26 protein-coding genes and 1 riboswitch are annotated in these 26,512 nt (G+C 41.4%); of the genes, 10 read left to right on the top strand and 16 right to left on the bottom strand.

Annotated features, from left to right (window positions below; genetic code table 11):
* Positions 1 to 28: 28 nt before the first annotated feature.
* Both GJU41_RS05000 and GJU41_RS04995 read right to left on the bottom strand, forming a co-directional pair.
* Positions 29 to 562, bottom strand: a complete 534-nt coding sequence (locus GJU41_RS05000; protein ID WP_154318099.1) for a glycosyl-4,4'-diaponeurosporenoate acyltransferase CrtO family protein — start codon at positions 560 to 562, stop codon at positions 29 to 31.
* Positions 559 to 1,662, bottom strand: coding sequence for a glycosyltransferase family 2 protein (locus GJU41_RS04995; RefSeq protein ID WP_170292722.1), 1,104 nt, complete (start codon positions 1,660 to 1,662; stop codon positions 559 to 561). The genes GJU41_RS05000 and GJU41_RS04995 overlap by 4 nt, the downstream gene beginning before the upstream one ends.
* Positions 1,663 to 1,807: 145 nt before the next feature.
* On the opposite strand from GJU41_RS04995, the gene GJU41_RS04990 reads away from it, so the two are divergent.
* The 3 genes from GJU41_RS04990 to GJU41_RS04980 all read left to right on the top strand — a co-directional run bounded on the left by GJU41_RS04990 (position 1,808) and on the right by GJU41_RS04980 (position 5,127).
* The gene (locus GJU41_RS04990; RefSeq protein WP_154318097.1) at positions 1,808 to 3,328 is read left to right on the top strand and encodes a phytoene desaturase family protein; all 1,521 of its coding nucleotides are present in this window, start codon (positions 1,808 to 1,810) and stop codon (positions 3,326 to 3,328) included.
* A 252-nt stretch (positions 3,329 to 3,580) separates the two neighbouring features.
* Positions 3,581 to 4,693, top strand: coding sequence for a glycosyltransferase family 2 protein (locus GJU41_RS04985; protein WP_070876773.1), 1,113 nt, complete (start codon positions 3,581 to 3,583; stop codon positions 4,691 to 4,693).
* A 98-nt stretch (positions 4,694 to 4,791) separates the two neighbouring features.
* Positions 4,792 to 5,127, top strand: a complete 336-nt coding sequence (locus GJU41_RS04980) for a DUF3243 domain-containing protein (protein WP_070876774.1) — start codon at positions 4,792 to 4,794, stop codon at positions 5,125 to 5,127.
* 55 nt (positions 5,128 to 5,182) lie between these two features.
* On the opposite strand, the gene GJU41_RS04975 is transcribed toward GJU41_RS04980, so the two are convergent.
* The gene (locus tag GJU41_RS04975; RefSeq protein ID WP_154318096.1) at positions 5,183 to 7,333 is read right to left on the bottom strand and encodes a GDYXXLXY domain-containing protein; all 2,151 of its coding nucleotides are present in this window, start codon (positions 7,331 to 7,333) and stop codon (positions 5,183 to 5,185) included.
* 159 nt (positions 7,334 to 7,492) lie between these two features.
* Here GJU41_RS04975 and GJU41_RS04970 point away from each other — a divergent pair, with 159 nt between their 5' ends.
* Positions 7,493 to 8,815 carry a short-chain fatty acid transporter gene (locus GJU41_RS04970; protein ID WP_070876779.1) on the top strand — a complete coding sequence of 441 codons (1,323 nt, stop codon included), beginning with the start codon at positions 7,493 to 7,495 and terminating at the stop codon, positions 8,813 to 8,815.
* 176 nt (positions 8,816 to 8,991) lie between these two features.
* Complete coding sequence (locus GJU41_RS04965; RefSeq protein ID WP_083328206.1) at positions 8,992 to 9,195, top strand: hypothetical protein; 204 nt, start codon at positions 8,992 to 8,994, stop codon at positions 9,193 to 9,195.
* A 378-nt stretch (positions 9,196 to 9,573) separates the two neighbouring features.
* Here the strand turns inward: GJU41_RS04965 and GJU41_RS04960 are convergent, their stop codons facing one another.
* A complete protein-coding gene (locus tag GJU41_RS04960; RefSeq protein WP_070876270.1) occupies positions 9,574 to 11,484 on the bottom strand; it encodes a heavy metal translocating P-type ATPase in 1,911 nt (636 codons plus the stop codon).
* A gap of 426 nt (positions 11,485 to 11,910) precedes the next feature.
* Here GJU41_RS04960 and GJU41_RS04955 point away from each other — a divergent pair, with 426 nt between their 5' ends.
* Positions 11,911 to 12,462: a GNAT family N-acetyltransferase gene (locus GJU41_RS04955; RefSeq protein WP_070876195.1), complete on the top strand. Its 552-nt coding sequence runs from the start codon at positions 11,911 to 11,913 to the stop codon at positions 12,460 to 12,462.
* A 215-nt stretch (positions 12,463 to 12,677) separates the two neighbouring features.
* On the top strand, positions 12,678 to 12,812 hold the full coding sequence (locus tag GJU41_RS25175) for a hypothetical protein (protein ID WP_263596910.1): 135 nt from the start codon (positions 12,678 to 12,680) through the stop codon (positions 12,810 to 12,812).
* 39 nt (positions 12,813 to 12,851) lie between these two features.
* Here GJU41_RS25175 and GJU41_RS04950 read toward each other — a convergent pair whose 3' ends face one another.
* The 7 genes from GJU41_RS04950 to GJU41_RS04920 all read right to left on the bottom strand — a co-directional run bounded on the left by GJU41_RS04950 (position 12,852) and on the right by GJU41_RS04920 (position 20,692).
* Positions 12,852 to 13,214, bottom strand: a complete 363-nt coding sequence (locus GJU41_RS04950; RefSeq protein WP_070876198.1) for a cytochrome-c oxidase — start codon at positions 13,212 to 13,214, stop codon at positions 12,852 to 12,854.
* Between the two features lie 129 nt (positions 13,215 to 13,343).
* Positions 13,344 to 14,537: a NupC/NupG family nucleoside CNT transporter gene (locus GJU41_RS04945; protein WP_070876200.1), complete on the bottom strand. Its 1,194-nt coding sequence runs from the start codon at positions 14,535 to 14,537 to the stop codon at positions 13,344 to 13,346.
* Positions 14,538 to 14,684: 147 nt separating this feature from the next.
* A riboswitch (purine riboswitch) is annotated at positions 14,685 to 14,786 on the bottom strand.
* 82 nt (positions 14,787 to 14,868) lie between these two features.
* Positions 14,869 to 16,197 carry a polysaccharide biosynthesis protein gene (locus GJU41_RS04940; RefSeq protein ID WP_070876202.1) on the bottom strand — a complete coding sequence of 443 codons (1,329 nt, stop codon included), beginning with the start codon at positions 16,195 to 16,197 and terminating at the stop codon, positions 14,869 to 14,871.
* 89 nt (positions 16,198 to 16,286) lie between these two features.
* Complete coding sequence (locus GJU41_RS04935; RefSeq protein ID WP_070876204.1) at positions 16,287 to 17,357, bottom strand: Ger(x)C family spore germination protein; 1,071 nt, start codon at positions 17,355 to 17,357, stop codon at positions 16,287 to 16,289.
* Positions 17,347 to 18,447, bottom strand: a complete 1,101-nt coding sequence (locus GJU41_RS04930) for a GerAB/ArcD/ProY family transporter (RefSeq protein WP_070876206.1) — start codon at positions 18,445 to 18,447, stop codon at positions 17,347 to 17,349. Before GJU41_RS04930 ends, GJU41_RS04935 begins: the two co-directional genes overlap by 11 nt.
* A 19-nt stretch (positions 18,448 to 18,466) precedes the next feature.
* The gene (locus GJU41_RS04925; protein ID WP_070876272.1) at positions 18,467 to 19,942 is read right to left on the bottom strand and encodes a spore germination protein; all 1,476 of its coding nucleotides are present in this window, start codon (positions 19,940 to 19,942) and stop codon (positions 18,467 to 18,469) included.
* Positions 19,943 to 20,101: 159 nt separating this feature from the next.
* Positions 20,102 to 20,692 carry a cell wall hydrolase gene (locus tag GJU41_RS04920; RefSeq protein ID WP_070876208.1) on the bottom strand — a complete coding sequence of 197 codons (591 nt, stop codon included), beginning with the start codon at positions 20,690 to 20,692 and terminating at the stop codon, positions 20,102 to 20,104.
* Between the two features lie 315 nt (positions 20,693 to 21,007).
* Between GJU41_RS04920 and GJU41_RS04915 the strand changes: the two genes are divergently transcribed.
* Positions 21,008 to 21,499 (top strand): sigma-70 family RNA polymerase sigma factor, encoded by a 492-nt coding sequence (locus GJU41_RS04915; protein ID WP_070876210.1) that lies wholly within the window; start codon positions 21,008 to 21,010, stop codon positions 21,497 to 21,499.
* 72 nt (positions 21,500 to 21,571) lie between these two features.
* Here the strand turns inward: GJU41_RS04915 and GJU41_RS04910 are convergent, their stop codons facing one another.
* From GJU41_RS04910 to GJU41_RS04900, 3 genes are all read right to left on the bottom strand, one after another.
* Positions 21,572 to 21,766, bottom strand: coding sequence for a hypothetical protein (locus GJU41_RS04910; protein ID WP_070876211.1), 195 nt, complete (start codon positions 21,764 to 21,766; stop codon positions 21,572 to 21,574).
* A gap of 68 nt (positions 21,767 to 21,834) precedes the next feature.
* A complete protein-coding gene (locus tag GJU41_RS04905) occupies positions 21,835 to 22,482 on the bottom strand; it encodes an SDR family oxidoreductase (protein ID WP_070876213.1) in 648 nt (215 codons plus the stop codon).
* 78 nt (positions 22,483 to 22,560) lie between these two features.
* A complete protein-coding gene (locus GJU41_RS04900; protein WP_224771364.1) occupies positions 22,561 to 23,427 on the bottom strand; it encodes a patatin-like phospholipase family protein in 867 nt (288 codons plus the stop codon).
* Positions 23,428 to 23,611: 184 nt separating this feature from the next.
* On the opposite strand from GJU41_RS04900, the gene GJU41_RS04895 reads away from it, so the two are divergent.
* Both GJU41_RS04895 and GJU41_RS04890 read left to right on the top strand, forming a co-directional pair.
* Complete coding sequence (locus tag GJU41_RS04895; protein ID WP_029281718.1) at positions 23,612 to 23,800, top strand: YkvS family protein; 189 nt, start codon at positions 23,612 to 23,614, stop codon at positions 23,798 to 23,800.
* A gap of 183 nt (positions 23,801 to 23,983) precedes the next feature.
* Positions 23,984 to 24,484, top strand: a complete 501-nt coding sequence (locus tag GJU41_RS04890) for a GNAT family N-acetyltransferase (RefSeq protein ID WP_070876215.1) — start codon at positions 23,984 to 23,986, stop codon at positions 24,482 to 24,484.
* Positions 24,485 to 24,755: 271 nt separating this feature from the next.
* Here GJU41_RS04890 and GJU41_RS04885 read toward each other — a convergent pair whose 3' ends face one another.
* A complete protein-coding gene (locus GJU41_RS04885) occupies positions 24,756 to 25,553 on the bottom strand; it encodes a peptidoglycan-binding protein (RefSeq protein ID WP_070876217.1) in 798 nt (265 codons plus the stop codon).
* A gap of 133 nt (positions 25,554 to 25,686) precedes the next feature.
* Positions 25,687 to 26,478, bottom strand: coding sequence for an AAA family ATPase (locus GJU41_RS04880; RefSeq protein WP_070876219.1), 792 nt, complete (start codon positions 26,476 to 26,478; stop codon positions 25,687 to 25,689).
* Between the last annotated feature and the right edge of the window lie 34 nt (positions 26,479 to 26,512).

Here is a 26,512-nt window from a genome sequence, read left to right as displayed (position 1 = left end):
TCTCCTTCTTTTGCATAAGTCCTCTCTATCATACGCCAAATTCATCAGAACTTAAAGAAGAGTGACGGACTTCTTCAGAAATGCGTCCGGCTTTTTTCTTTTGCAGAACCCGTCTCAGTCTGATTCGGTTATAGCGCTGAATCAAAATAAACGGACTATTAAACACGAAAGCATACAGGACATTAAATAAGCCGGCTGCAGGCGTATTCCAAATAAAAAAGAAAAGACAAGGCATTAGCTGCAGCCAGTGTGATAACTCTCCCCTTTTTGTTTCATGAAGAAACCTCTCCAACTCGGACCGGCGCTTTCCTGTCAGAGTTTTTTTTGAAAAACCGCCTTTAAACAGATGCCCCGCTTCAGGCAGACGGTCCTTCCATTTTCTAATTTGGACTTTTTCATAGAATATGCCTGACCGCTCCCAACTGAATGATGCAAATATCCCGTTAAACTTTCCTATGAACATCTCACTCATTCTTACAGAAAAAAACGAAACGGAAAGATGAATCAAGAGCCAGACAGCTATATTAAGAAATAGAGCAGCCCCATTAGTCAATTCAATCATTTTGCATCATCACGGACAATAATGTTCCGTCCTTTCCAGTCAGCAGATTTCCTGACGAACGTTTTCCAAAGGGATGCAAGAAAAACAACCATAAAAAAGAGAGCGTGCACCGGAAAAAAACAGACTGTCCAAAGGCTAAAACGGCCGATTTCTTTAACGGCGATCCAAATTTGAAGCACTGCGGCGATATACAGCAGTACATATAAAAACCACCATTTGCTGAAAAGCACACCGATTTCTGTAAAAAAACTCAAACATCCTGTCAGCCAGATGATAATTGGCAAAAGGACATACCATTTTGTCGCTTTGGCGCCGCTCGCAAAGGTCTTGCTGAAGCCGCGGATGAGCGACATGACTCCATCAGGATACATTCTCATGGAGATGGCCCCTTTCCCGCTTGCACAATATACAGGTGCGCCTTGTTCACGAACATGGTCAGCAAATGCCATATTCTCAACTACTTTGTTTTTAATGGCTTCATGCCCGCCCCAGGCAAAGTAGTCCTTTTTCGTACAAATTAAACACTGCCCAAACCCTCCGGCTGATCTGCCTTTTCCCTGCAGGATATGAAAAGCGCTTGTAGCCGCAAACGTTACAAGGTGGAAAAAAGCAGAAAACGATTCATATGGTTTACATGTGCTGTGAAAAGGATGAACAGACAAAATCCCTACTGCTCTCTGTTTTAAAAAGGCAGCAGCAGACTGAGCTGCTCCGTTCTGTTCAAAGAAAGTATCAGCATCGATGAACATGAGCCATTCTCCTTTTGCTTGCCCAGCTCCAGTAAAGCAGGCCCATGATTTTCCAAGCCAGTCAGGCGGCAATTCTTTTGCTGCTATCACTCTCGCACCATGAGATGCCGCGATTTCAGCTGTTTTATCTTCGGATCCGTCATCTACAACCATGATTTCACCGATCTCCTGCTTTTCTTTTTCCAATGATGTTAAGAGTCTGCTTATATTTTTTTCTTCGTTTCTTGCAGGAATAATTATAGACAGATTGCTGAGCGCATCACGCCGATCTGAATTTTGTCCGCTTTGAAGTGATGGGATTTTATATAAAAGCATGAGTCCTGTAAGAATTCCGATAGCCATTGTAATCATAGAGACGTCACTCTTTCTTATTAATTTAGCCGGCGCCACTAGCTTCCTTGTTATAGAAAAAAATCGAAAAGGGAAGAATGGATTGCTGAATAGACTTATTCTGCAGTTTAGACATGAAAGGACAATCTCATAAGGAGGCATTCTTTTGAAAAAAAAAGTGATTATCATTGGAGGCGGACTTGGAGGCCTCTCTGCAGCTATCAGGCTTTGTGCAGACGGATATGAGGTAACGGTTGTTGAAAAAGGAGAGCGCGTGGGCGGCAAATTAAACATGCGCGGCGGACTCGGCTATACGTTTGATACGGGACCTTCCATTCTGACGATGCCGTGGGTGCTTGAAAAACTGTTTAAAAGTGCAGGCCGCAGCCTTGCGGATTATCTTACCATCAAAAGAGTGGAGCCTGGCTGGAGAACATTCTATGAAGACGGGACAACCATTGATTTAACAAGCGATTTGCCTGCTATGCTTGAGGAATTAAAAAAAGTTTCAGAGGAAGATGCAAACGAATTCTTTGATTACCTGCAGTATTGCAGTAAAATGTATGAGTACAGCATGAAAAGCTTCTACAGCAAAAGCCTTTCAGGTCTTAACGATCTTAGGTCCCTGCACAGTGTGAAAGAACTGCTGCAGATGGAACCATTAAAATCAATGGACGGCGTCACCAGAAAGTACTTTAAAAATAAAAAAATCAGGCAGCTTTTCAACTTCCTGATTATGTATATTGGCTCCTCGCCCTACCATGCACCTGCTGTCCTTTCTCAGCTTACGCATGTACAGCTTGGACTTGGCGTTCATTATGCCGAGGGGGGCATGTATAAAATCGCACTTGCTATGAATAAGCTTCTTCATGAGCTTGGCGCTGAAATCATGCTTAATACAAAAGTGGAGCGCATCCTAACAACCGGGAAAAAAGCTTCCGGCGTAGAGCTTGAAAATGGAAGAATTCTTGAAGCAGATCTTGTTGTATCGAACCTTGAAGCCATTCCTGCGTATCGCACTCTGTTAAATGAAAACCCTCAATCGCAGCAGAAAGCAGCTGAGCTTCAAAAATATGAACCTACCGTCTCAGGCCTTGTTATGCTGCTCGGTGTAAACAGAACATATGACAATCTTGCCCATCACAATTTCTTTTTCTCAGAAAATCCGGAGAAGGAATTTCAGCAAATCTTTAATGAAGGCAAGCTTGCGGACGATCCGACCGTGTATGTCGGCATCTCTTCAAAATCAGACCCTGCTCAGGCTCCTGAAGGAAAAGAAAATCTTTTCGTGCTGACGCATGTCCCTCCGCTTAAAGAAGGAGAAAACTGGGAATTCAGAAAAGAAACGTACCGTGAACTCATCTTATCAAAGCTTGAGCGCATGGGAATTCCTGATTTAAGAAAGCATATTGAGTTTGAATATACCTTTACTCCAAACGATTTAGAGCGCCTGTACGGAGCTAATGGCGGATCGATCTACGGTGTTGCAACAGACCGCAAGAAAAATGGCGGATTCAAAATCCCGAGCAAAAGCACCATGCTTGAGAATCTTTATTTTGTAGGCGGATCCACTCATCCAGGCGGCGGTGTTCCGATGGTTACCCTATCAGGTCAGCTTACAGCTGATTTAATTGCTGAACATGAGAAGGATTTGAAAGTATTTAAAGAAGAGAAGGAAATTTCATAATGATAGAAAAGCGTAAGCGCTGAAGCTTATCATTAATGCGCAGAATTTCAGTAATCATATTACTTAAAGGCTCTATTCGTAAACTTTGTTGCTTTTAGTCTAGATGTTTAAAACCATAAGTGGATTGCAGCGGAAAGCAACGGACAACACTTATAATCGAAAACAATAATCTATGCGAAAACAGCCTACTTAAAAGAAGGATAAGATCGCCTCTTATCCTTCTTTTTTCAATCTATATAAAGGAGTATGTCTATGCTTATCTATCAATTGGTCCTGCTTCTTCTTTTAGCATGGACCGTCTTCAATTCTTTTTTTATGCCTAAGTTAAAAAACCGCAGCTCTAATGAAAAACCGCTTGTTTCGATTCTTATTCCCCTGCGCAATGAAGAACGCAATGCGCGAAGCCTGGCTCAATCTTTGATAGGGCTTACCTATCCGAATTTGGAATTCATCCTGCTTGATGATCAATCCGCTGATCAGACAAAAGAAATCCTCCTCTGCGAAACAAAACATGATCCCCGTTTCACCATCTGTTCCGGTACAGAGCTTCCGAAAGGCTGGTCAGGAAAAGTCCATGCATGTCATCAATTGAGCCACATGGCAAATGGAGATTATTATTTATTTTTAGATGCTGATGTAAGAGTTCATAAAAACACGATAGAAAGCACCCTTTCTCTTATGAAAGAGAAGAAAGCTGCCATGCTTTCAGGTTTTCCCCGCTTTCCAGTGGATCATGTGCTTGAGAAGCTGCTTGTTCCTATGCAGCATTTTCTGATTTATTTTCACCTTCCGCTCTTTTTTGCCAATTACACGTCCATGGTTTCAGCATCTGCTGCACACGGTGCGTTTATGATGTTTGAAAAAAAAGCCTACAAACAATTCGGCGGCCATGCAGCCATTAAAGATTCCATCGTAGATGATGTTGCGCTTGCAAGAACGGCCAAAAAGAATCATCATCGCGTCCTGCTCGCAAATGTCACAGACTTTGTAACGTGCTATATGTATGACAGCAACAAAGAAGTATGGGATGGCTTCAAGAAAAATATTTTCCCGGGATTTGGGCGTTCAATCCTCATCGTCATCATGTTTACCTTTTTTTATAGTGTGTTTTATATTTTCCCGCTTTTATTAGCCGCTTACGGCATTTTGTCCTTGATATCCGGAGAGTTTCTGCTTTTCTCCTTTATTCCGCTATTGCTGATTATCTTGCAAAAAGCATTTATCGATTTTCGCAGCGGGCAAAAAATCAGCCTTTCCTTTGCGGTTTCATTTTCAGCAGCTGCTTTTCTTATCCTGCTGTATTCCTCGATGATTGCTTCTTTCAAAAAAAGCGGTTACAGCTGGAAAGGCAGAATCTATCATTAATAGTTTTATAGTTTTTGCACATTCAACTCTCTGGAAAGGTTTACCTTCATTCTTACCGGGAATGTAACAAATAACTTTATCAGGAGGTGCAAGAAAAAATGTCAAACCATCAAGTAAAAGACGAATCCATTCAAACAGAAAAGATTGAGAAGAAACTAGATTCAATGAATAATGAGAAAATGGAAGCGATTCTTCGGGATTTCGAAGAGTTCAAATCGTATTTAGGGGAAAAAGTGGAAGCAGGAAAGCGTTTAGGTTTAAGCGATGAAATGCTTGCCAAAGGAGCTGAGAAAGTGGCAAACTATCTGGCTAATAACGTTGAACCGCGTAACAGCGAAGAAAATCTATTAAATGAACTCTGGAAAGTCGGCAATGATGAAGAAAGACATTTCCTTGCGCATATGCTCGTGAAATTAGCTAATGATGCCAATTAGGAAAAGATTATAGGTTCATAGAAAAAAATCCATCCTGTAACGGATGGATTTTTTCTTATTTGAGTGAAGATATATCTCTTTTCACATCTACAAGCAGGGCATTGCCTTCATCCGAAACAATCACTTTTGCATATTTAGCCGTTCGTTCAAGTTCCATACCTGTTCCCTCTTCAACAAAGAAAGATTCAATTCCGAAGATAAGCCCGTCATAGCCGTTATATTTACCTGTCAAATAGGCTTCGTCCGCTTGAGGCTTTTTAAATACGTCCCCAGCTCTCCCTTCAGCCGTTTCTCCGGTTGGCCTGTAAATGCCATTGCTGTTTTTTTTCAGCTTAACGGTGATGACAGTTCCGCTTTTAATGTCATCTGCCGGCTTAAATCGGCCAGCCTCATATTGCAGCTGTACATAATCTCCCTGCAGCATAGATCTTGGGTCGAGCGGCTGCAGTTCAAGCACCACTTCTTTTCCCTGCTCCAGTGCCTGTTCATTTGAAAAGCTCTGGTAGCCTGTAAAAGCAAGCTGCAGGATAAAAACACCTGCAATCATAGCCCAAGTTCTGTTTGTAAAAATAGTTATTCCAGCAGGCTTTTCTTTATCAAAAAATCTGACTGCTGCAAAGATCACCAGACCAAGCAGCAGGAAGGTCAGCGATTTATGTAGCAGCTTCCAGGCAAAATCGTAATAAAGTCCGATGAAAAATAGAATAAAAAACGTCCAGGTGATGTTTCTCTTAACAAGGACCTCTCTATTATGATAGAGGGCAAGCATGGCTGCATTCAGTCCGAAATACAGAATCTGATAGAGAAGCGTTTCCTTCCAGTCCGTTCCCCAAAAAGCGGCCGGATAAAGAAGCAAAAAGCCGTAAAAGACACAAAAGCTGCTGAGCTGTCTCACTCTGTCAACCGGAACTAGCAGCATCAAAAATTGCGCGATCGCTAAAACCGCTAAGACGAGGCGGAAATACTCCATCCATTGAAGGTGCACAGAAAACAGACTGATGAAGCATGCAAGCATAAAAGTATAGGCAAGAAACTGGAGAAACTTTTCCCGCTCAATCAGGATAATCACCAGGCTGACCGCAATAAAGAGAATTGCTGCGCCTGCATTAAGCATGAAAAGAACACCTAATGCTGTTAAAATCCCTGTAATGAATAACGTGTACCTTGCAGCCGCATATAGCTTTTTCCAAAAAACAGCTGTGCCGATGAGAAGAAGACTGAACACAGCCAGGCTATATTCCGATTGAAAGATCAGAAACAATAATCCGCCAAGGCTGAACGAAAGCAATAGAGATGAAGTAAAGGTTATGATCACAATTAAAATGTTTTTAAACACTTTATACGTAAGCGAGTCATCCGGTGCTCTTCTAGTTACACGTACGGCAAGGTAAATGCCCCCTCCCAAAAAGAGCAGTGTCCCGAAGATGGAAAATAAATAAAAGCTGTATGGTCCGATTTTGTCTGCCAGCCTTATACTGACTTCGGCATATTTGGAGAGAGCAAAAACCCCCAGCATAACAAACGTAATAATGGTCAGCGTATGCTGACTGTCTTTTTTCATGAATAGGATATAGCTGATTGTAATGACTGCCAAATAAACGATGTTCATCCAGGAGCTATACGGTTCAAACACATCGTAAAATGACATGATGATCAAAAAGAGATGAACGACAGTAAAAGATGCATATTGCAGCGGTTTTAGCTTTAAAAAATAGGCTAAGCCAAATACCATTGCATTCAGTAAGACCATTCCGACATAAATCAGCCATTCTTCAAAATCAGAGCGATTGATTGAGACACTTGCCGGAAACATGTAAAACCAGTACGTAAGCAGCAATAACCCATAGCTCAGGATGGCAAACGGCTGATAGCGCGTAATAAAGGCATGTGCAATGGAAGGCACCATCCAGATGAAAAATAAAAGATAGCTGTCTGCATGCGAGTTATAGATCTGGCCGATCAATGCAGCTGCAGCGCCAAACGAGACAGCGCCGCCGACAAGCAGCCACTTCGGCAGATCCTCCCGGTTGGACAAAATCTTTCCGCTCATAAAGCTTGCCGCGTAAAATAAAACCATCATCCCGATTGCAAGAGCTACCTTTTCCAATCGTTCAAAACCGCTCCAGTTGGATGCAAAAAAATAAAGAATGCCCGATAAAATAAAAATAATGGCACTGAGGTACCCCAGCGGAATGAGTTTGCTCAACACGATCACCTAACTTCCTCTAATAACTGTAAATCCAATATCATTTTAACATTTTTTTACTTATTCATATAGGCAATTTCTAATATCAGGTATAAAAAAGGAGATTCCCTCTTGAAAGCGAATACATTTAGAGAAATAACTATATTGGAGGGAAGCAGCTTGAAAGCAGTGATTTCTTTTTCGAACAGGATTATGCAGCGTTATTTGCCTGATCCATACTTGTTTGTCATCATCCTAACATTCGTCGTCTTTGCGCTGGGGCTCATATTCACCCCTTCCTCACCTCTTCAAATGGTGGAGTACTGGGGCGGCGGCTTCTGGGGACTTCTCAGCTTCGCCATGCAGATGGTGCTCGTTCTGGTGACAGGACATGTTCTTGCAAGCAGCCCGCTCTTCAAAAAGGGATTAAGCGCTCTTGCGGATGCTGCTAAAACACCTGGCCAGGCAATCATTTACGTTACCATTGTTTCGATGCTTGCAAGCTTTATTAACTGGGGCTTTGGGCTTGTCATCGGCGCATTGTATGCCAAGGAATTAGCCAAAAAAATCGAGAACCTTGATTACCGTCTTCTGATTGCCAGCGCCTACAGCGGATTTGTCATCTGGCATGGCGGAATCTCAGGCTCCGTACCGCTTACAATTGCGACAGAAGGTCATTTTGCACAGGATATGATTGGTCTTATTCCGACCAGCGAAACGATTTTCGCACCGTTCAACTTGATCATTGTCGGCGTGCTCTTCATCACCTTGCCGATCGTCAACCGCTTGATGATGCCAAGAAAAGAAGAGACCGTTACCGTTAATCCTGAACTGCTGAGAGATCCGCGGATGGAAGCAGCCACTCTTGAAAAAGAAGCACTTACTCCTGCCGACCGTCTTGAAAACAGCAGAATCATTTCTCTATTAATCGGCGTCATGGGACTTATCTTTCTTATATCCTATTTTATGAGCAATGGATTTAAGCTGAACTTAGATGTGGTGAATTTTTTATTTTTATTTTTGGGAATCCTCTTTCACGGAACACCAAGGAATTTTTTAAATGCTGTTACAGAAGCGATAAAAGGGGCATCAGGAATCATCATTCAATTCCCTTTTTATGCAGGAATCATGGGAATGATGGTCACATCAGGGCTAGCGGCTGTCATTTCAGAAGGTTTTGTATCCATTTCCAATCAGCAGACGTTTCCGGTGTTCACTTTTTGGAGTGCAGGAATCGTAAATATATTCGTTCCGTCGGGCGGCGGGCAATGGGCTGTTCAGGCGCCTGTCATGCTCGAGGCTGCTAAAGCACTTGACGTTCCTATGGCAAAAACAGCCATGGCAGTAGCATGGGGAGATGCCTGGACAAACATGATCCAGCCATTCTGGGCTTTGCCTGCTTTGGCCATAGCAGGTCTGAAAGCGAAAGATATTATGGGGTATTGTGTATTTATCCTGCTGATTAGCGGGGTCATCATTTCTCTTGGGTTCTTCTTCTTATAAAGCGGCAGAGGGCATCAGCATGAAGAGCTGATGCCCTCCTTCCGTGAGATATGCCTTCATTTTCATCCCAACTGCACTTTTTTCCAAAAAAGGAAATCTTGATTTTCAATGTGTTTTCTTTTTATGTATAATGAATGTGGGAATCTGTTCTTTACCTAGTTAAGGAGATGTTACTCTTGCTGAAGTTGATGAAACGAAATATAGTCCTCATCTTATGTATTATCGGTTTTGCATCACCTTTTATTTTTATTCAATTAACAGATTGGTTTTACTATAGCTCCCTGATCGGGTGGATCATAGGCTTCATTTGTATTGCTGCAGCTTATGTAATCGTGAGCAAAAGACCTGATGATGAATCAACGGGAGAAAGAACGACATAGAAAAATGAGGCTGGGACAAATGGTTTTCAGCCAAAGAAAAATCCGAACTATTATGTGAAATTCCAACTTGAATTTCGTTTTAGTTCGGATTTTTTTCTTTGGCTCTTTTCATAAATATTGTTGCTACAGGACTAAATGTTTGAAACCTTAAGTGGATTGCAGCGGATAAACTTGACTCCTGCGGGAAATAGAGCAAAGTGGGAGACCAACAGGCAACGCCGAGTAGGCTCCCATGCTCCCCGCGGAAAGCAAGTTCCTCTCGCTGCAAGGAACGGACATTATTTAGCATGAAAAACAACAATTTATGCGAAAATAGCTCTTTCTTTTAATGGTTCGGCTTTCATTCAGGAGATTATCGTTCGTCCAAGTCTCATTTTTTTATCTTAATAACCGCAGTCCATTTAAAATAACAAGAATTGTGCTTCCTTCGTGCCCGATGACTCCAAGCGGCAAATCAAGCACCTGCAGGAAATTCGAACAGATCAGCAGGGCAATGACTGACATTGAAAAAACAATATTCTGTTTGATGATTTTATCCATTTTCCGTGAAACCTCAATCGCTTTTTTCAGTTTCGTCAGATCATTTTTCATCAGGACAACATCGGCCGTTTCAAGAGCAACATCCGTCCCTTCGCCCATGGCAATACCTACACTTGCAGCAGCCAGGGCAGGAGCATCATTTATGCCGTCTCCGATCATGGCTGTATGTCCGTACTTCTTCCCAAGCTTCTTCACTTCTGCCACCTTATCATCAGGCAGGCATTCCGCAATAAATTGGTCTACTTTTGCTGCATTTGCAACAGATTGTGCTGTGGACTCATTATCTCCTGTCAGCATCACTGTATGAATTCCAGCATGTTTCAGCTCATCAATCGCTTGAACGGCATCGTCTCTCAGTACATCCTGAAGACAAAGAACAGCCGCGATTCCGCTATCATTTTTCACATAGACAATGGTTTTTCCCTCTTCTGCTTTCTCTAACCCAAAAGCCGTCATCATGTTCTCTTCGTTATTTTCCGCAACAGGCTTGCCGACACTCCACATTTCGCCCTTCCATTCGGCCGTTACGCCAAAACCGGATTGCTCTTGTACATCAAGCATTTCTGGATCAAGAGCAGGATATTTCTTTTCAATATAGCCTGTAATTGCCTTTGCAAGCGGATGATTGGATTGCTTTTCAATCGACAGCACCGCTTTGAAAACGTCCATTTCATCTGCATTTCCGCTGATTTTCACATCTGTCACCACAGGCTCCCCTTTTGTAAGTGTGCCTGTTTTGTCAAAAGCGATCACCTTCAGCTTGCTTAATCTCTCTAAGTGTACTCCGCCTTTGAATAACAGGCCGTTTCTTGCCCCATTAGAGATGGCTGACAGAGTTGCAGGCGTAATCGATGCGACCAATGCACATGGTGATGCCACAACCATCAGAACCATCGCCCGGTAGAAGCTCTCATTGAAGCTCCAGCCAAGCAGATAGTGCGGCAAAACCATCATCAGGGCAACTGCAATCAATACCCCTTTAACATAAGTGCCTTCAAATCGTTCGATAAACTGCTGGGAAGGCGACTTTTCAGACTGAGCAGATTGAACAAGCTTGATGATTTTCTGGAAAAGAGTTTCATCGCTGTTTTTTGTTACTTTAACTGTAATTGAGCCATTTATATTAACAGTACCTGCAAAAACCAGTTCATCCGTCTTTTTCTCCACAGGAATGGATTCACCTGTTATGGCCGCCTGGTCAATACTGGTCGTTCCTGACGCTACTACCCCGTCTGTCGGGATTCGCTCCCCTGGTCTTACAGCGATCAAATCTCCAATTTCAAGAGCAGACACATGAACTTTTGTTTCTTTGCCGTCCTTAAGCAAGGAAGCTTCCTCCGGCTGCAGCTCCATCAGCGCAGAAAGCTCACGCTTGCTTTTGTTCAATGTAAAGGTTTCAAGCGCCCCGCTTAATGCAAAAATAAAGATTAAAATTGCCCCTTCAATCCAGTATCCAATAATTCCTGAACCAACGGCTGCAAAAACCATCAGCAATTCAACATTCAGCTTTCTCTCTTCAAGTGTTTCTTCAATTCCCTCTTTTGCTTTCGCATATCCGCCGATTAAAAAGGCAGTTATAAATAAAGCGACAGCTGCAGGCGAGTCCCCCTGATTCGTTTGAATGGCCCACCCTATTAAAATCAGAATTCCAGAGAGGATGGCTGCAATTAGTTCCCCGTATTCTTTTAGTCTATCAAATTTTGTATTCTCATCATCTGCCTGATGAAAAGCATTTTCATTTACAAGCATTGTATACCTCCCTAATTGAGAAAAATAATCATCTTCAATAAGCTTATGAAAAAGATAAATGCTGCTGATGACCAGCAGCAAATCCCCATATATCCGCTATGTCGAATCAGTATATGTCTCATTATACCAAAATGTACGCAAAACTCAAATAAAAATTATTATTATTTCTATTTAATAATAATTATCAATAAGAATCACAAAAACTATTTACTATTTACGGCCAATTTTCGTCTGCCATCAAGTTTTAAGGTATAAAAGGTTTTAGAAGAAGTTCAACTATTAATTTTTCGGAGGATAAAGTTGTTATTAAGGGCTGATTTTCATTCATCTTCCATATTTACAGATTGAATGTAATTTTTACAAAATATCCTTGCTAAGGAAAAGGAATCCAACTAAAGGAGGAGAATTTTTTAAGAAAGGAGTTGGATGAAATATATGCTTCATGGTGAAAGAGTAACTTTAAAACAATTAAATACAGATGATATCCCTAAATTATTTCATTTCGTATACGGCGAGGCAGAGCCGGAATGGAAAAAATGGGATGCTCCTTATTTCCCATTAGGCATTATGACAAGAAAAGATTTCGAGAAACAAAAAAAGAAAGAAATCAAAGATCCTAATCCAAACAGACTTTATATATATGCTGATCAGCGGCTGATCGGGATGGTCACATACTACTGGGAGCATCAGCCATCGAAATGGCTTGAAGTTGGCATTGTCATCTATGAGCCTGCAAATTGGCACAGCGGAATAGGAACGGAAGCTTTGAACCTTTGGATTCAGCACTTATTTGAAAAATACAAGCTTTTTCGCATCGGTTTAACGACATGGTCCGGGAACTCCAGAATGATCAGAGTGGCTGAAAAAACAGGAATGAAAGAAGAAGGCAGAATCCGCAAGTGCAGACTTTATAAAGGTGTCTATTACGATTCTATCAAGATGGGCATGCTGAGAGAGGAATGGATATCAAGACATTAGAAAAGCGCAAGAACCCGTTTAGCGCAGGCATGTCAGATAAGGATTAGCCAATACTTGCAGATCCTTTCTGGCCAAGGAGCCTGTGCGATTCCGCTCGCCATCGAAGAGCAAACTTTTATCCTTTCTTATCTCTTAAAATAGGCGTATAAAAACATCCTTTTTCTCCCAAAATAGATGCAGAAGTCAGCTTGTCTATTTTGAGAGGAGGACATGTGATGGCACTTGTCGTCATTTGCAGAAACTGCAGCGGAGCAGGCAAAATCAGAACAAATCCTTTTATTCCGCTTTCGAAAAAATGTCTGCAGTGCAACGGAACTGGAAAATATCAGGAATTCACGTATAAAAATTAACCAAAAAGGAAGCATGATGACGTGCTTCCTTTTTCCATTTCATTTTAAATTCGCCAAAACATTCCATACAAAAAACAGAAGACCAATCACTGTTGCGAAGGATCCAATGATGGTAAGAAGCACAAGACTGTTATTTCCCGAAACGGTAAACGCAAGCCCAATCATCATTACGGGAAGTCCGATATTATGGAGCCAAAAGTGAGCCTTCGCCAAAAAATGATCGGTTAACTCAGGAAAAGCATAATATAAAATGCCGGCAATCGTAAGCGTCGTCCATCCCAATAAATTAATGTGAACGTGAACTGGCGTCAATGTATAGTCATTGGCAATCGACATAAACAATCCGAGCAGAAGACCAGCAGCCAAATACAGAACAGACAGCTTAATCATTTTTATCCCCATCTAAAAACCTCCTGCCTTTTTTAAATACAATTTAATTTACGCTTACCGGCCGCACTTTTAGAAATTGTCCGCTGAAAAAAGGGGCCTATTCCATAAGAAAAAGCACCCTGAACAAGGTGCTTTTCTTTCTTACATGAACATTCCCACTAAAACTGCTGTTATAAAACTTGCCAATGTTCCGCCGACTATCGCCTTTAATCCAAGCTTTGAAACGAGGGAACGTTTTGTTGGTTCAAGTGACCCTAAACCGACAATCAGCTGACCGATTGAAGACAGGTTCGCAAAATTGCAAAGAGCAATTGAGAGAATGGCAACTGTTTTAGGATCTAGCTCATCAATCATTTTACTTAAATCAAGATATGCAACAAATTCATTGATTGATAATTTCGTTCCAATAATGGAAGCTGCTCTGAAAGCATCCTCAAACGGAATGCCGATCATGATGGCAAATGGATAGAACACATAACCGAAGATCGTGGAGAGATCCGTTCCGATCAGTCCAAGTCCTCCATTGATCAGAGCCAGAATACTGATAAACGCAATCAGCAGTCCTCCTATGTTCAGTGCGAGAGTTACGCCGCTTACTGCACCCTCAGCAATTGCCTCAAAAACATTCGCATGCTTCGTTTTTTCCATCGCCACATTGTCATTTGTTTTGGAAACCTCAGTTTCCGGCTCTAAAAGTTTCGCAATGATTAAAGAAACAAAAGGTACACTGAAAACAGAGATAAGAAGATACTTCATATCAATTCCCATCAGTGAATACCCGACAAGGATTGCTCCGCTTGCTGAAGCCGTGCCGCCAACCATCACCGCAAATAATTCTGATCGTGTTAAATCCTTTAAATACGGCCGAACCAGCAGCGGTGCTTCAACTAGCCCCAAAAAGGAATTTCCGACAGCACTGAACGTTTCAACCTTCGTAGTTCCAAGCAGCTTTCCTATGGATAAACCAATAATTTTAACCACAAAGGGAATAATTCTCAAATAATAAAGAGCCGATATAAGTGCAGAAATAAAGATAACAACAGCAAGTACATTTATCGCAAACACAAACGTAATGTTTGAGCCTTCACCATAAAACCCGCCAAACACAAATTCAATTCCCTCGCTGCTGAAATCGATGATTTTTTGAACAGCAAAAGCTGATTTTTCTAATATCATTTCTCCCGCTTTTACTTTCATGACAAATAAAATCAAAGCAGCTTCAAGCAATAATCCAATGCCGATTGTTTTCCATGGAATGCTTTTACGGCTGCTGCTTAAAAGCCAGCCGAGAAATAAAATGCCTGCAAGTGATAAAATACCGTATAAAATATTCAAATGAATGCCCCCATCTATTAATGTCATCAGTCGTTTTCCAATCATGAATGGACGCAGTCAGATGTCTGACATCTAAAAAAAAAAAAAAAGAGACCGCTGTTCAAGACTTTATAAAGAAAGCTTGAACAGCGGTCTCTTCATCAGACTGCCTGTTCGTACTCTCCTTATAGTCCGGCACTTTAAGGCTGCCAGGTAGAAACTTATGGACCATATCTCCATGATTATATAAGGAAAACGTATGAAGTTATCTTCGTATTTTACAGCGGGACAAGGGCTATTTCAATCCTTTTTCTTATTATCGGACTAGCAAGTGTATTGCAAGCTTTCAGAATCATCGGTAAACACTGTCCCTGCGCTCTGTGAGCCACAGCGTAATCCCGATCTTCTGGCAGATTGTCACATAATGCATGAGCGTTAAAAGCACAATGCCTGTATTCATCCCAAGAATAATTCCTGCCATTTGCAGCGAGGGCTGTGAACCAAGCAAAAACATCATCCCAAATGAGACAATATGCGACCAGACAGTGTGATAAAAAGCATCCTTCACTAGCCCAAGTCCTATTAAATAAGCCTGCATGGGAATGACGAAAAAATGAAACAAAAAGTAAGGCCACAGCAGCTTCAGATAAAAGGCTGCCTGATCTGATGAGAAAAAAAGAGACGTCAGCGGTTCTGCAAAGAGATAAATAATAAATACGGCCGGTATTCCGTAAAGCATGGTAAAAGACATCGATTGCTGCAGGAGCACCCGCAATGTCTTCGTATCCTGCTTGGCGTACGAATCAGAAACGTTTGGAATCAGCATAATCATTAAAGAATGGGCAATAAATGCCGGAAAGAAGCCAATGGTCATCGCTACTCCAGTCAGCATGCCAAAATGTTCAGTTGCTGCAACCGTGCTGAATCCCGCCGTAATGAGTGCTGTCTGGATTAAAAAAGGCTGGACCGCATTTGTGATGGCATGAAATATCCTCAAGCCTGTAGTCGGGAGGGATACAGACAGCAGTTTTTGCCTTGCGTGTTTACCGGTTGTAAATGTGTTGTTTTCATATTTCAGAGCATGCATATGTATCATAAACATACTGATCAAATAAACAAAAACAATCAGTTCACTGCCAATAAAAGCACAGAGCGCAATCAGCAAAGCATTTTGATCGAACCTAAAAATGGTGAAAATAAGCAGAAGCACACTGAATTGCACCGCTTTTCGCAAAAAATTTGAAAAAGCAATCTTTCCCATCTGCTGCACACCCATAAAGTACCCTCTCGCAATCGAGGAGAACGACGCAATTGGAATGAGCCCAATAATCAGCCATTTAACGATTGGATGAAATCCGTCAAGCAAAGACGTAGCTGAAAAAAGGATGATGCTTGCCATCAGCACAGCAAGTGTAACAATCATTGTCATCTGCAGAGCGTGGCGCAGCATACTGTAATGCAGGACCCGCTTGTTTTCAGCGATGTATTTGGAAATGGAAATCGGCAGTTCAAGACTTGCAAGGACAGCAACTAAAAAGATGACAGGCAAAATGGACATATATCTGCCCATTCCTTCTTCTCCAAGTTCTCTCGCCAAGATCATGTTGACGAAAAATTCGATGCATTCACTGAAAAAAGCGGCAACAATCAATAAAAGGGTTCCTTTGAAAAAAGAATTCATGCTGACTCACTCCCTGGGAAGAACTTTCTAAAAGGATATGAGACAAGTCACCCAATTATTTTAAAATTTGATTTTATGATCGTTTTTCCCTACTCAATTACCCCTGTTTCCGTGATCATGACTTCAGGTTTGATTTCAACAGACAGTCTTGGATAAATCTCTTTCCATTCTTTTGTATGCAAGCCTCGAATATGGCTTTGCACCAAATCCTGCAGTCCCAGCGGGTCAATCTCAAGTTCTTTAAATTGTTCAATCATCTGTTTCGATTCTTTTATAATCTCTTTCTCAAAGGCTTTCTCCATTTCATGTTTGATTTTAGGTGTGATCATATCTCCTGTATACTGCTGAACAACGCCGCTGAGTTTGACTTTTATTGTTAATTTGGATGGATCCTTTTTATTCACTTCAATTTTGCGGTGAGAAGAAATTGCTTTAATGGCCACCTGTTCCTTTTTTGGCAGTTTTAGAGCATAAATGCCTTCCGTATATTTATCTGCAATCAGTTTAAAGAATATCAGTTTTTCATTTGAAATTTCACTGACCATTTTGTCACCTTTAAATAAGGCCAGGCCATCAATTTCAACGGAACCTCCTTCACCCTTTTTCAAAATCGGCAAGAAGGGATCACTGTCTTTTGAATATAGATCATATAGAAAAATGTGCAGATTTGTTTTAGGAACGTCCCTGCTTTCAACGTTATGGCGGATCAGGTTTGAAATATAGGCAGCTGCTCCTCTGTTTCCAAATTTAGCTTTCATTATGGAACTTGCATCCTCTCTGGCTACCGTCAAATAGACGCGGGAACCGACACTTGCATCCCTCTGCAGCGTATCCACAAGGTTTGTCAGGCCTTTTTCAGCAACTTCCTCTGAATAGATAACAACAGAAACTTTCCCAAGGACGAGCGGATCAGATGATTTACGCTGCAGATGCGTTAAAATATCTTTGCTGATTTCAGTAGATGAAGTAGATTCGATGATTTCACTTTCTACAGGGGCATCCTGCGTATAAACCGGAATGACAACCGTTCCTTTCATTTGATCTGAGCCCACCATGTCAAAGCCTACAACTGTAATAATATTAACATCGTCCAATATTTCTTTTTCAAGACATCCTGTCAAAAACAGCGGAATGAGAAGAACAAGTAATTTACGTTTCAACCTTTCTTCCTCCCTTCCATTTACGGTAGATCAGAGTGAGTAAATACAGAAGCGGAATGTAGGCCATAAATATATAGAAGCCCACCTCCCCTAAAAATGAGTTAATTGTATTGATCTGTTCACGGTCTTTAATAATATTAACAGCTCCATAACAGGCGGCAAGAACAATCAGAATCGTATATTTCTGCTTTATTTTCACAAGCTGCTTCATGCCTCTGCTTGCACACCATAGGGTTAAACAAACGTTCGGCAAAATAACAAGGTTCCAGTTTGCGATTCCGATGTATTCAAACCTTTCCACAAACGGCATTTCGACAATTTTCCAGATCGTAAGTGTTGCCCATACGTTTTTCTGAAGCTGCTCTTCACTGAAATAAATGATGCTGAACAGCATAATAATCACATAGATCAAAGTTGTAACTGCTGCACCAAAGTGCGCCCACTTCCTCGATTTTTCCGGATTTTTCAAAAAAGGATAATACATAAACAGCGCTTCAAAACCCAGCACTGTCAGCGACATATTCTTTGTGCTTTTTAAAAGGTCACTGATGGAATGATCAAAAAAGGGCATCAGGTTATTAAAGTTCGCAAATTTCAAAGTAAACAAAAATGAAAAAATCAGATATGCCGGGAGCACCACTCCAAAAAAGCAAATCCCTGCTACTACCCGAAAGCCGCCATTTAATATGTAATAAGTAAGAGCCAGAAAAATAAAACTGTAAATCCAGACATTGATATCCGGAAACATCCATACTTGAATAACTTCTATAAAGGTTCGGAGGACGTTAATGGCAAGAGCGGTAAAGTAAATAATGACAAGGGCATTTAGCCCATTGCCGATCCACTTGCCAAAAATCTTCTTATGAATATCAAGAATGTTTCCCTCTTGATCCTTTAAAATCTGATAAATCAAAAAGATCGATATATGAACAATGACTCCCGAAGCGAGCACAGCTATCCAGGCATCATGACCGGAGTCCAGTGAAATAAAACGCTGAAAGCCAAGCACTCCCACACCAAACTGAAGGGAGTGAATAAGAAAAAACACAAGAAAAGGCGAAACTTGATATCGTTCTGCGATTTTTTTCATCTGGACACCTCACAATCTGCTATTCATCTATGTCATGTCTCTGTCTTGCTCTCTTCTCTGAAAATTTATCAGGCTGTTTCGTCCGCAGAGCCAATGGCCTTTTGTTTAAAGTTGAGAAAGGGAAACGGATAATCGCATCTTTAAGATCCCGGCTCCGGGGCGGATAGATCGGCACTAAAAAGGGCCTCCCGAGAGATGTCAGCCTTAAGAGATGAGTTGCTAAAAAACAAAAACATAAAACAATGCCGAGAAGCCCATAAATTTGGGCAAAAATTAAAAATGGAAATCGAAGCAGGCGAATCGTATTACCCATCTTGTAAACGGGTGTTGTAAACGATGCAAGTGCCGCCAAAGCGACGATGATCAGAAGAACGTTACTGGTCAGACCCGCTTCAACCGATGCCGTCCCAATAACGATCCCGCCTACGATACCGATTGTCTGTCCGACCTTTGTCGGCAAACGCGCTCCCGCTTCCCGAAGGAGTTCAATCGTCAGCTCCAAAAACAGCGCCTCAAGTATCGGGGGAAGCGGAATCTCGCGCCGCGAGGTTACGAGCGTGCTCAGCAGATCCTTTGGAATTAGTTCATAATGAAAGGTTAGGGTCGCTACGTATACAGGCGTTACTAAGATGGAAAAGGCTACGGCAAATACGCGGATCAGCCTGAAAAATGATGACAGCACCCAATTTAGATAATAATCTTCAAAAGAAGAGAAAAATTCTACAAGAGTTGTCGGGCCGATTAAAACCTGCGGCGAGCCATCAACAACGACGGCGACTTTCCCCTCTGAAAGAACAGCTGCCACCCTGTCAGGCCGTTCTGAATCAAGCACTTGAGGAAACGGAGAGTTATGGTTATCAGATATGAACTGAGCCACATAGCCGCTGTCGCCTATTTGATCATATTTAATATCTCTTAACCTCTGGATCATGGTATTTACATTTTCTTCATCTGCTATACTGTCGATGTAGAGCACAGCCACTTTTGTTTTGGACAGATCACCTATTTGCATTTCTTTTATCCGCAGCTGCGGCACTTGTATTCTTTTGCGGATCAAATTGATATTAAATTCAATCGCTTCTACAAAAGCTTCCTTCGGTCCTACCACACTAAATTCAACTTCTGGGAGGGAGATGTCTCTTGCTTTATTTAAGGTAGCTCGTAACAACGTACATGGACTTCCATACTCAGAGAATGAAATAATGATATAGCCTTCAAGCAATTTCTCCGAAACAATATCCGTGTCAATCGTGACAATGATTTCTTCAATTGGGACAATTTCTTTCAGCTGTTGATGGGTATTCCATTTTTCCTTCAGCAAGGGAGTGAGAATACTTTCATGTAAAAGTGTCGGATCTACTACTGTCCGTATGTAAGACACCCAGAATGTGATCTCTTTTGCATGGTGCTCATATTGGACAAAATCAGACGAGGCCTTGAAGCAAGTAATCACTTCAGCCATAGACTGCTTCGGTTTTCCATTCTCCTTAAACATCTTGTTCACGATTTCCACCACGCTTCACGATCATACTTTCCCTTATATTTCCTCCCATTTTGTAATTTATTCAAAAAGAATAATTGGCTTGGGGGACAATGTTGTATTTGGTAAACGGCATAAAAAAACTCCCATCCATCTGGAAGGGAGTTTTGTTCATTATTTTGCAAATGTGTGTTTTCCGATTGTAAGCGTGACTTCTCTAGTACGAATCCAGTCGCTTTCAGCTGTTACAGGATTATAGAAATAGACAGAATCATTTCCCATACCCTCATAAGCCAAGGCTTCTTGGACCGCTTCTTTAGCTTTTTCATCAGCTGGTTCATGAATTGCACCATTTTCTACTGGAGAAAATGCGTAAATGCCTGATTGCTTTTGATAAATAACATCTTTAATGGTATCAGGGAATCGATCGTCTTTTACACGATTTAACACAACCGTTGCCACAGCCACTTTACCTGCATACGGCTCGCCTTTTGCCTCTGCGTGAACAATTCGTGCCAATAAATCCTTATCTTCATCTGAAATGGATTGAGGTACCTGCAGTTTTTCGCCTACATATAATAATTGACCGCTTTTATGATTAAGGGATTGAATCTCTTTAATAGATACTCCGTACTTTTTGCCGATCAGCCATAAAGTATCGCCTGTTTTAACCTCGTGCTTTGTTGCTGCCTCTGCTTTTTCAAACCCAAATAATGATAAGGTAAGTGCAGAAATGATTGTAAAAGTAAAAAATGCTTTCTTCATTTATAAACCTCCCAATTTTTCATTCGGATTCACTTGTAAGAAGTACAAGTAATAGCCTAACAGCTTTATGCACTGAATTCATTGCTAAAAAAATGGAAGGAACCCCAATTCAATATTCAAAAAAATGAGGCATATCAGGCTTTTTAATGAGATGAAGAATAGAAAACAGGCTATTCCCCCCTGGAAGAACAGCCTATTTGAAGCATCTCACCGCATATATATACCTTCTTTTCTGCTTTTACGATTTCCGGCACCGCCATTATGATGAATTTACCGCGGAATACTTGAATGGAGCGCTCCTAATCGGAGAATTCGATGATAGAAGATAAAAGCTTTGAGGATTTGGTCAAGAAGCATCAAAATATGATCTATTTTCATATTAAACATTTAAACATTATGCAGCATCATGAAGAATACCATCAAATCGGACTCATCGCCTTATGGCATGCGTCAAAAACCTATGACGGTTCAAAAGGCGCATTCAGCACCTATCTATATCATTGCATAAAAGGGAGGATGCTGAATGAAATGAATAAACAAAATAGAAGGCACGAAAATGAGGAGCTTCGCGATCATCATGACGATTTTGGCATAGAAGACCCTATACAGGAAATAATGAACGAGCAAATTGTCCGCTCCTACGGCGAGATCCTTACGCCAATGCAGAAAAAATGGCTGATTGGCTATTGCATTGACAAGAAAACGCCATCTGAAATTGCGGAGAGTGAAAATGTCAGTCCTGCTAGTGTGAAATCGTGGAGAAGAGAGGCAATCAAGAAAATTAGAGCGATAACAGAAAAATCATAAGAGTGCTGGGGATAAACATTCTCTCACTCCCTAAAATCAGAAAAACGGCTGTCAAATGTGACAGCCGTTCTTTTAGCTCCGGGGAACCTGCAAATATTTATAGATGACGCTTCCGCCCTGCTGTGCTATTCCGCGGAAATGCTTGAAATCCTCACGTTCGACAAGAGCCGTTCTAAAGGTAGGAAAAACATCTTTTGGAACATGATATTCATGGATTTCCCCATTTTTTAATGAATCCAGCATTTCGTTTGCCAATTGATTATCCATGGAACGAACTTCCCCCAAATCTTTTCATATATGCAAGTTTACTAAGGAGAATCCCGCTTGTCCATGACTTAATAAACAAATTTTAAAGCTTCCTCGATGTCTGTTTCGCCAGAGAGGATTTCAAATGTTTTGTTTTTCACTTCTTCACCAGAAAGAGAAGCTATCAGAACCGCTGCCACATCCTCACGGGAAATGCTGCGGTTTTCTTTGTTCTCGATTTTTTCGGAAGCTTCAATCTTTCCTGTGGCGCTGTCATCCGTCAGTGCGCCAGGTCTGACAATCGTATAAGAAAGATCTGATCCCCGCAGATATTCATCAGCAATTGCCTTGGCTTTGAAATACTGTTCCATTGAGTCAGGACCTGCTGAAGGGTTATCTGTTCCCATAGAACTCAGCATGACGAAATGCTGGATCCGATGTTCTTTAGCAGCGTCTATCAGATTTTTAGCCCCTTCCTGGTCAACAGAAATCGTTTTATCAGGTCCTGTTTTTGATCCAGATCCCGCAGCAAAAATGATGGCATCTGCTAAATGCACGGCATGGGAGACATCCCCTTCAAGATCGCCGACGACTGTTTGAGCACCCAGCTTTCCAAGCTCTTTTTCCTGCTTCGGATCCCGCACCATTGCGATTGCGCGATGCTCGCCTCCGCGTGCTATTTGTTCGATTATATGTCTGCCTGTTTTTCCGTTAGCTCCTGCAATTAATACATTCATTCTAAACAACACCTTTATAAGTAGTATGACTGTACTCTTCCCCCAGGAAACTCTCTTCAAACGTTTGGGTATGTTTTATCAGGATAATACGTGATGCGGCTCATGCCACTTCCGCAGTGCCTCAAAACAGGCTTCTGCATCCTTTAAGCCCTGCTCATAAAGCCGTTCAAGTTTAACTGGATTTCGTTCAATCCGGTCAACCTCAAGCTTTTTAGAAGGACGGATGACAAACACATTTCCGAGCTTTTCCTGCTCCTCAATATAATCAAGCGTCTGATTATACTGCTCATAGCGGTTCAGCATGGCATCTGCAAGCAATGGATACGCTCTGAATGAGCGTCTGACCATCCACTCCATGCTGCTCTTTTTCTTTCTATATCCTGCATTTCTGGTTAAGATCACCACATTGCGGGCATTCCCGTCTGATTGTGATTTTCTAATCGGGATCGAATCGACAATCCCCCCGTCAAGCAGTTTCCTTCCTTCATAGTCAATCATTGGTGCTATAAACGGAAGGGAGCTTGAGGCTCTTAAAATCGTTAAAATATCCTTGCCGATATCATTTTTATTATAGTAAACAGGCTCCCCTGTCTTGCAGTCTGTTGTTCCCACTAAAAATGTCTGGTCACTTTTTAAAAAGGAATCAAAGTTAAATGGAACTAGCTTGTTCGGAATTTCATCAAAAATGAAGTCCATCCCAAACAGCTGTTTATGACGGATATAATTGCTTAACGATAAATAGCTTTTATGATTGGCGTAATTGATGTTGACCGTTTTATTTCTTCCTTTTTGCCTAGAAATATATGAAGCACCCATGCAGGCACCTGCTGAAACCCCGATGACATAGGGGAAATAAAGCTCTTTTTCCATGAAATATTCTAAAACACCTGCGGTATAAACCCCGCGCATTCCTCCGCCTTCGAGGACAAGTCCTGATGAAACCAAGCTGATTCGCCTCTTTCAAAATCAATTTTATCTTACTATAACATGTTTGATTCACCTGCTTCATCTTATCTGTTTGCCCTTTTTTCAAAATTATTACACAATTTTAACTGAAAGCCTTTACTAAACTGAAAAAATAATGTTAAATAGTCCTAATGGGGGATCTGTATAGAGAAGGAGAGAGGAAATGAAAATCGCTAAAGTTGGCAATGTGATTGAATTCAGAGACGGTTTACGTGGCATCGTGGAGAAAGTTAATGAAAATTCAGTGATTGTAGACTTGACGTATATGGAAAATTTCCGAGATTTAGATCTTGAGAGACGGACGGTCGTCAATCATAAAAACTATAAAATTGTAAAAGAACAGCTTCATTGATTTTAAAAACAGCAGCCTGAAGGAGGATTCTCCATCAGGCTGTTTTATTTTGTTCTCTTAATGGATTTTACATTGTTTCAAGAAAAATGAACCATACTAGATAACGTAATCTACCTATAGACAGAAATGGAGCTTGCATCAAATCATGGTTTGACTTCTATATCAAGGAAAGAGGTGCCTCAAGTGGAGTATCGGCTGCTGACAGAAGAAGACACAGAACAGTACCGGGCACTGCGCCTGCAGGCCTTGAATGAGCTGCCTGCAAACTTTGCTTCAAGCTATGAAACGGAAAAGAAAAAATCAATTGAAGAATTAATTAAGGAAATCACTCCTTCTGCATCCGCTTTTGTAATGGGCGCATTTGCTGAAGCAGAACTCACAGGGATCGCAGCGTTCAAACAGGAAACTCTTGAAAAAATGAAGCACCGCGGTCAAATTCTAGGCATGTACATCTCTCCTGTCATGCGCGGCAAAGGATTAGGCAAAAAACTGCTTAGCTCTCTTATTGAACGAATTAAAGAAAGCAAGACCATAGAAAAAATCGATCTTGCGGTTGCTGTTGATAATCATAGCGCCAAAGCGCTGTATGAGTCATTGGGCTTTGTCCAATTCGGCGAATACACAGAAGCGCTGAAGCTCGCGGATGGTTATGTAGATGAGGCGTATATGTGTTTGGAGCTTTGACGGTGTATTGGCAGCTTTCTATAGGAAAGTTTAGTTTGGTTATGTATGGAACAGATCAATCTTTGGCGGGCTATTTTATCGCAGATGCTGGCATCTATTGATTGTATATAACGAGTTTATGAATTCAACTCGCGACAATCCCGTTTTCATTCGCAAGAAAAGCTATTCAACTCGCACAGCTCGAATTCAATTCCTTTATCAATCTGGTGCAACCTAAAAAAAATCCGCTGCAGACAGCGGATTTTTCTTTTTCTATGTAACTGATAATCTATTATTGATAAACTTTAATATTGACTGATTTTCTGCCCCAATTGATGGCGCTGCTTTGTCCTGCAATAAAGACATCAATTTTGTTGCCTGTAATGGCGCCGCCAATATCAGCTGCAATTGCTTTACCGTAGCCTTCAACTTCTACGATTGAGCCAATTGGAATCACATTCGGATCAACGGCAATCACTTTCGCTTCAGGGTATTTTTTCAAATCAACACCCATCTTCGTCACTCCGGAACAGCCATCGCATGAAGCCGTATAAGCTGTGCTTGTAACCGTTAACTCTTTTACAGTCCCTGAAACACTGCTTGATTTTTGATTTAACTTACTAAAGGTTTGCGGTCCAGCGATACCATCACTTTTCAGTCCTTTTTGCTGCTGAAAATTGGCTACTGCACTTTTCGTGCCGTTTCCGTACATTCCATCAACAATACCAGTATATACTCCCCACTCTTTCAGCAGACGCTGAAGCTTGATGACTGGTTTTCCCATATCGCCATAGCGCAACACTTTAATTTTTTGATTCGTTTGCGGTCCAGCTATCCCATCAACCTGGATACGGCTCTTTTCCTGAAAATCTTTCACCGCTTCTTTTGTAATTGGACCATAATAGCCTGTCTCTTCAAAATATGGATACACACTTTTTGATAAAAGATGCTCCTGCAGTTCTTTCACATCTGAATGGCTCATTCCCTGTGAAAGCGTTCTGTCTCCCAGTGCCGCTTCCCCGCTCAGTGGAAAAATCACACTTATACTGAGTACAGATGCGCCAATTAAGCCCATAAGCTTTTTCCTCATATTGTCCCTCCTCAAGTATTAGTAATACATCACACTATACGTGAAAAAGATGGGAGTGTTGGTGTAATGAGGAAAAAACGAAGCGGAAGAACTAGAAAACTGGCATTTATTAGTCTATATTTCGACAAAATACTCATAAGTGTCTAAGGTATCTTTCAGGCGAATTCAGAAATCCTTTCGTGATTTTCACATGTTCTAAATCATCATATTGCACGCTTTTTAACGGCAAGTCATCAAGGGTATAAATAACTGCTTCCGGAAAAGCCATTAAGATAGGAGAATGTGTCGCAATGATAAATTGCGATCCTTCTTTGATCATTTCAAGCAGCATGCTGATCAAACTCAGCTGTTTCATCGGAGACAGCGGACCCTCAGGCTCATCCAGCAAGTAGAAGCCATTTGGGCGAAATCTTGATTGAAAAAACGCCAAAAACCGCTCTCCATGTGACCGGTTATCGAGCCCTCTCCCGTACAATTCCTTTATTTCTCCAATTGTCTTATGATAAGGAGACGCCGCAAGCTGCCTCGCCAGAATCGATTTCCCCCGGTACTCCTCTTCAACTTCTTCTAATCTTTTTTCCGCCTCTGCCCTCATGCGCGAGACATTGCGGGCATATGTCAGAAAGTCATCCGCTTTCAGGTAAAAACCTTTTTTTGTTTTCGCACTCCATGAAAGCTTCAACTCAAGGGAAAATCTCCTGATCTCTTCATTTATATCATCATCTTCAACTGATGCAACCCTGATTAAACCGGATTGCTCTGCGATTGCTTCAAGCAGCGTTGACTTGCCTGTCCCATTTTCACCCGCAAGAATTGTTAGCGGTGCTTCAAACGACAGAGTGAACGACTCTTTAAAAAGGGGAAGTCCATATGGATACTCCTGCTTTTCGTGATCAGGAACAAAGCTGACTCTTTTTAAGTGCACCTGTGATCTCTCCTTTTTATTTTTATTATACGGC

The organism is Metabacillus idriensis (assembly GCF_009674765.1).
Classification (GTDB): Bacteria; Bacillota; Bacilli; order Bacillales; family Bacillaceae; genus Bacillus_P; species Bacillus_P idriensis.
Note: the sequence above shows the minus strand (reverse complement) of the source record. Positions and strands in the feature narration are given on the sequence as shown.

Coding starts and splice junctions, on each gene's coding strand:
- GJU41_RS05000 (WP_154318099.1), bottom strand. CDS start 562: ATGATTGAATTGACTAATGGGGCTGCTCTATTTCTTAATATAGCTGTC.
- GJU41_RS04995 (WP_170292722.1), bottom strand. CDS start 1,662: ATGATTACAATGGCTATCGGAATTCTTACAGGACTCATGCTTTTATAT.
- GJU41_RS04985 (WP_070876773.1), top strand. CDS start 3,581: ATGCTTATCTATCAATTGGTCCTGCTTCTTCTTTTAGCATGGACCGTC.
- GJU41_RS04980 (WP_070876774.1), top strand. CDS start 4,792: ATGTCAAACCATCAAGTAAAAGACGAATCCATTCAAACAGAAAAGATT.
- GJU41_RS04960 (WP_070876270.1), bottom strand. CDS start 11,484: ATGCTTGTAAATGAAAATGCTTTTCATCAGGCAGATGATGAGAATACA.
- GJU41_RS04955 (WP_070876195.1), top strand. CDS start 11,911: ATGAAATATATGCTTCATGGTGAAAGAGTAACTTTAAAACAATTAAAT.
- GJU41_RS25175 (WP_263596910.1), top strand. CDS start 12,678: ATGGCACTTGTCGTCATTTGCAGAAACTGCAGCGGAGCAGGCAAAATC.
- GJU41_RS04950 (WP_070876198.1), bottom strand. CDS start 13,214: ATGGGGATAAAAATGATTAAGCTGTCTGTTCTGTATTTGGCTGCTGGT.
- GJU41_RS04940 (WP_070876202.1), bottom strand. CDS start 16,197: ATGAATTCTTTTTTCAAAGGAACCCTTTTATTGATTGTTGCCGCTTTT.
- GJU41_RS04930 (WP_070876206.1), bottom strand. CDS start 18,447: ATGAAAAAAATCGCAGAACGATATCAAGTTTCGCCTTTTCTTGTGTTT.
- GJU41_RS04925 (WP_070876272.1), bottom strand. CDS start 19,942: ATGTTTAAGGAGAATGGAAAACCGAAGCAGTCTATGGCTGAAGTGATT.
- GJU41_RS04920 (WP_070876208.1), bottom strand. CDS start 20,692: ATGAAGAAAGCATTTTTTACTTTTACAATCATTTCTGCACTTACCTTA.
- GJU41_RS04915 (WP_070876210.1), top strand. CDS start 21,008: ATGATAGAAGATAAAAGCTTTGAGGATTTGGTCAAGAAGCATCAAAAT.
- GJU41_RS04910 (WP_070876211.1), bottom strand. CDS start 21,766: ATGGATAATCAATTGGCAAACGAAATGCTGGATTCATTAAAAAATGGG.
- GJU41_RS04905 (WP_070876213.1), bottom strand. CDS start 22,482: ATGAATGTATTAATTGCAGGAGCTAACGGAAAAACAGGCAGACATATA.
- GJU41_RS04895 (WP_029281718.1), top strand. CDS start 23,612: ATGAAAATCGCTAAAGTTGGCAATGTGATTGAATTCAGAGACGGTTTA.
- GJU41_RS04885 (WP_070876217.1), bottom strand. CDS start 25,553: ATGAGGAAAAAGCTTATGGGCTTAATTGGCGCATCTGTACTCAGTATA.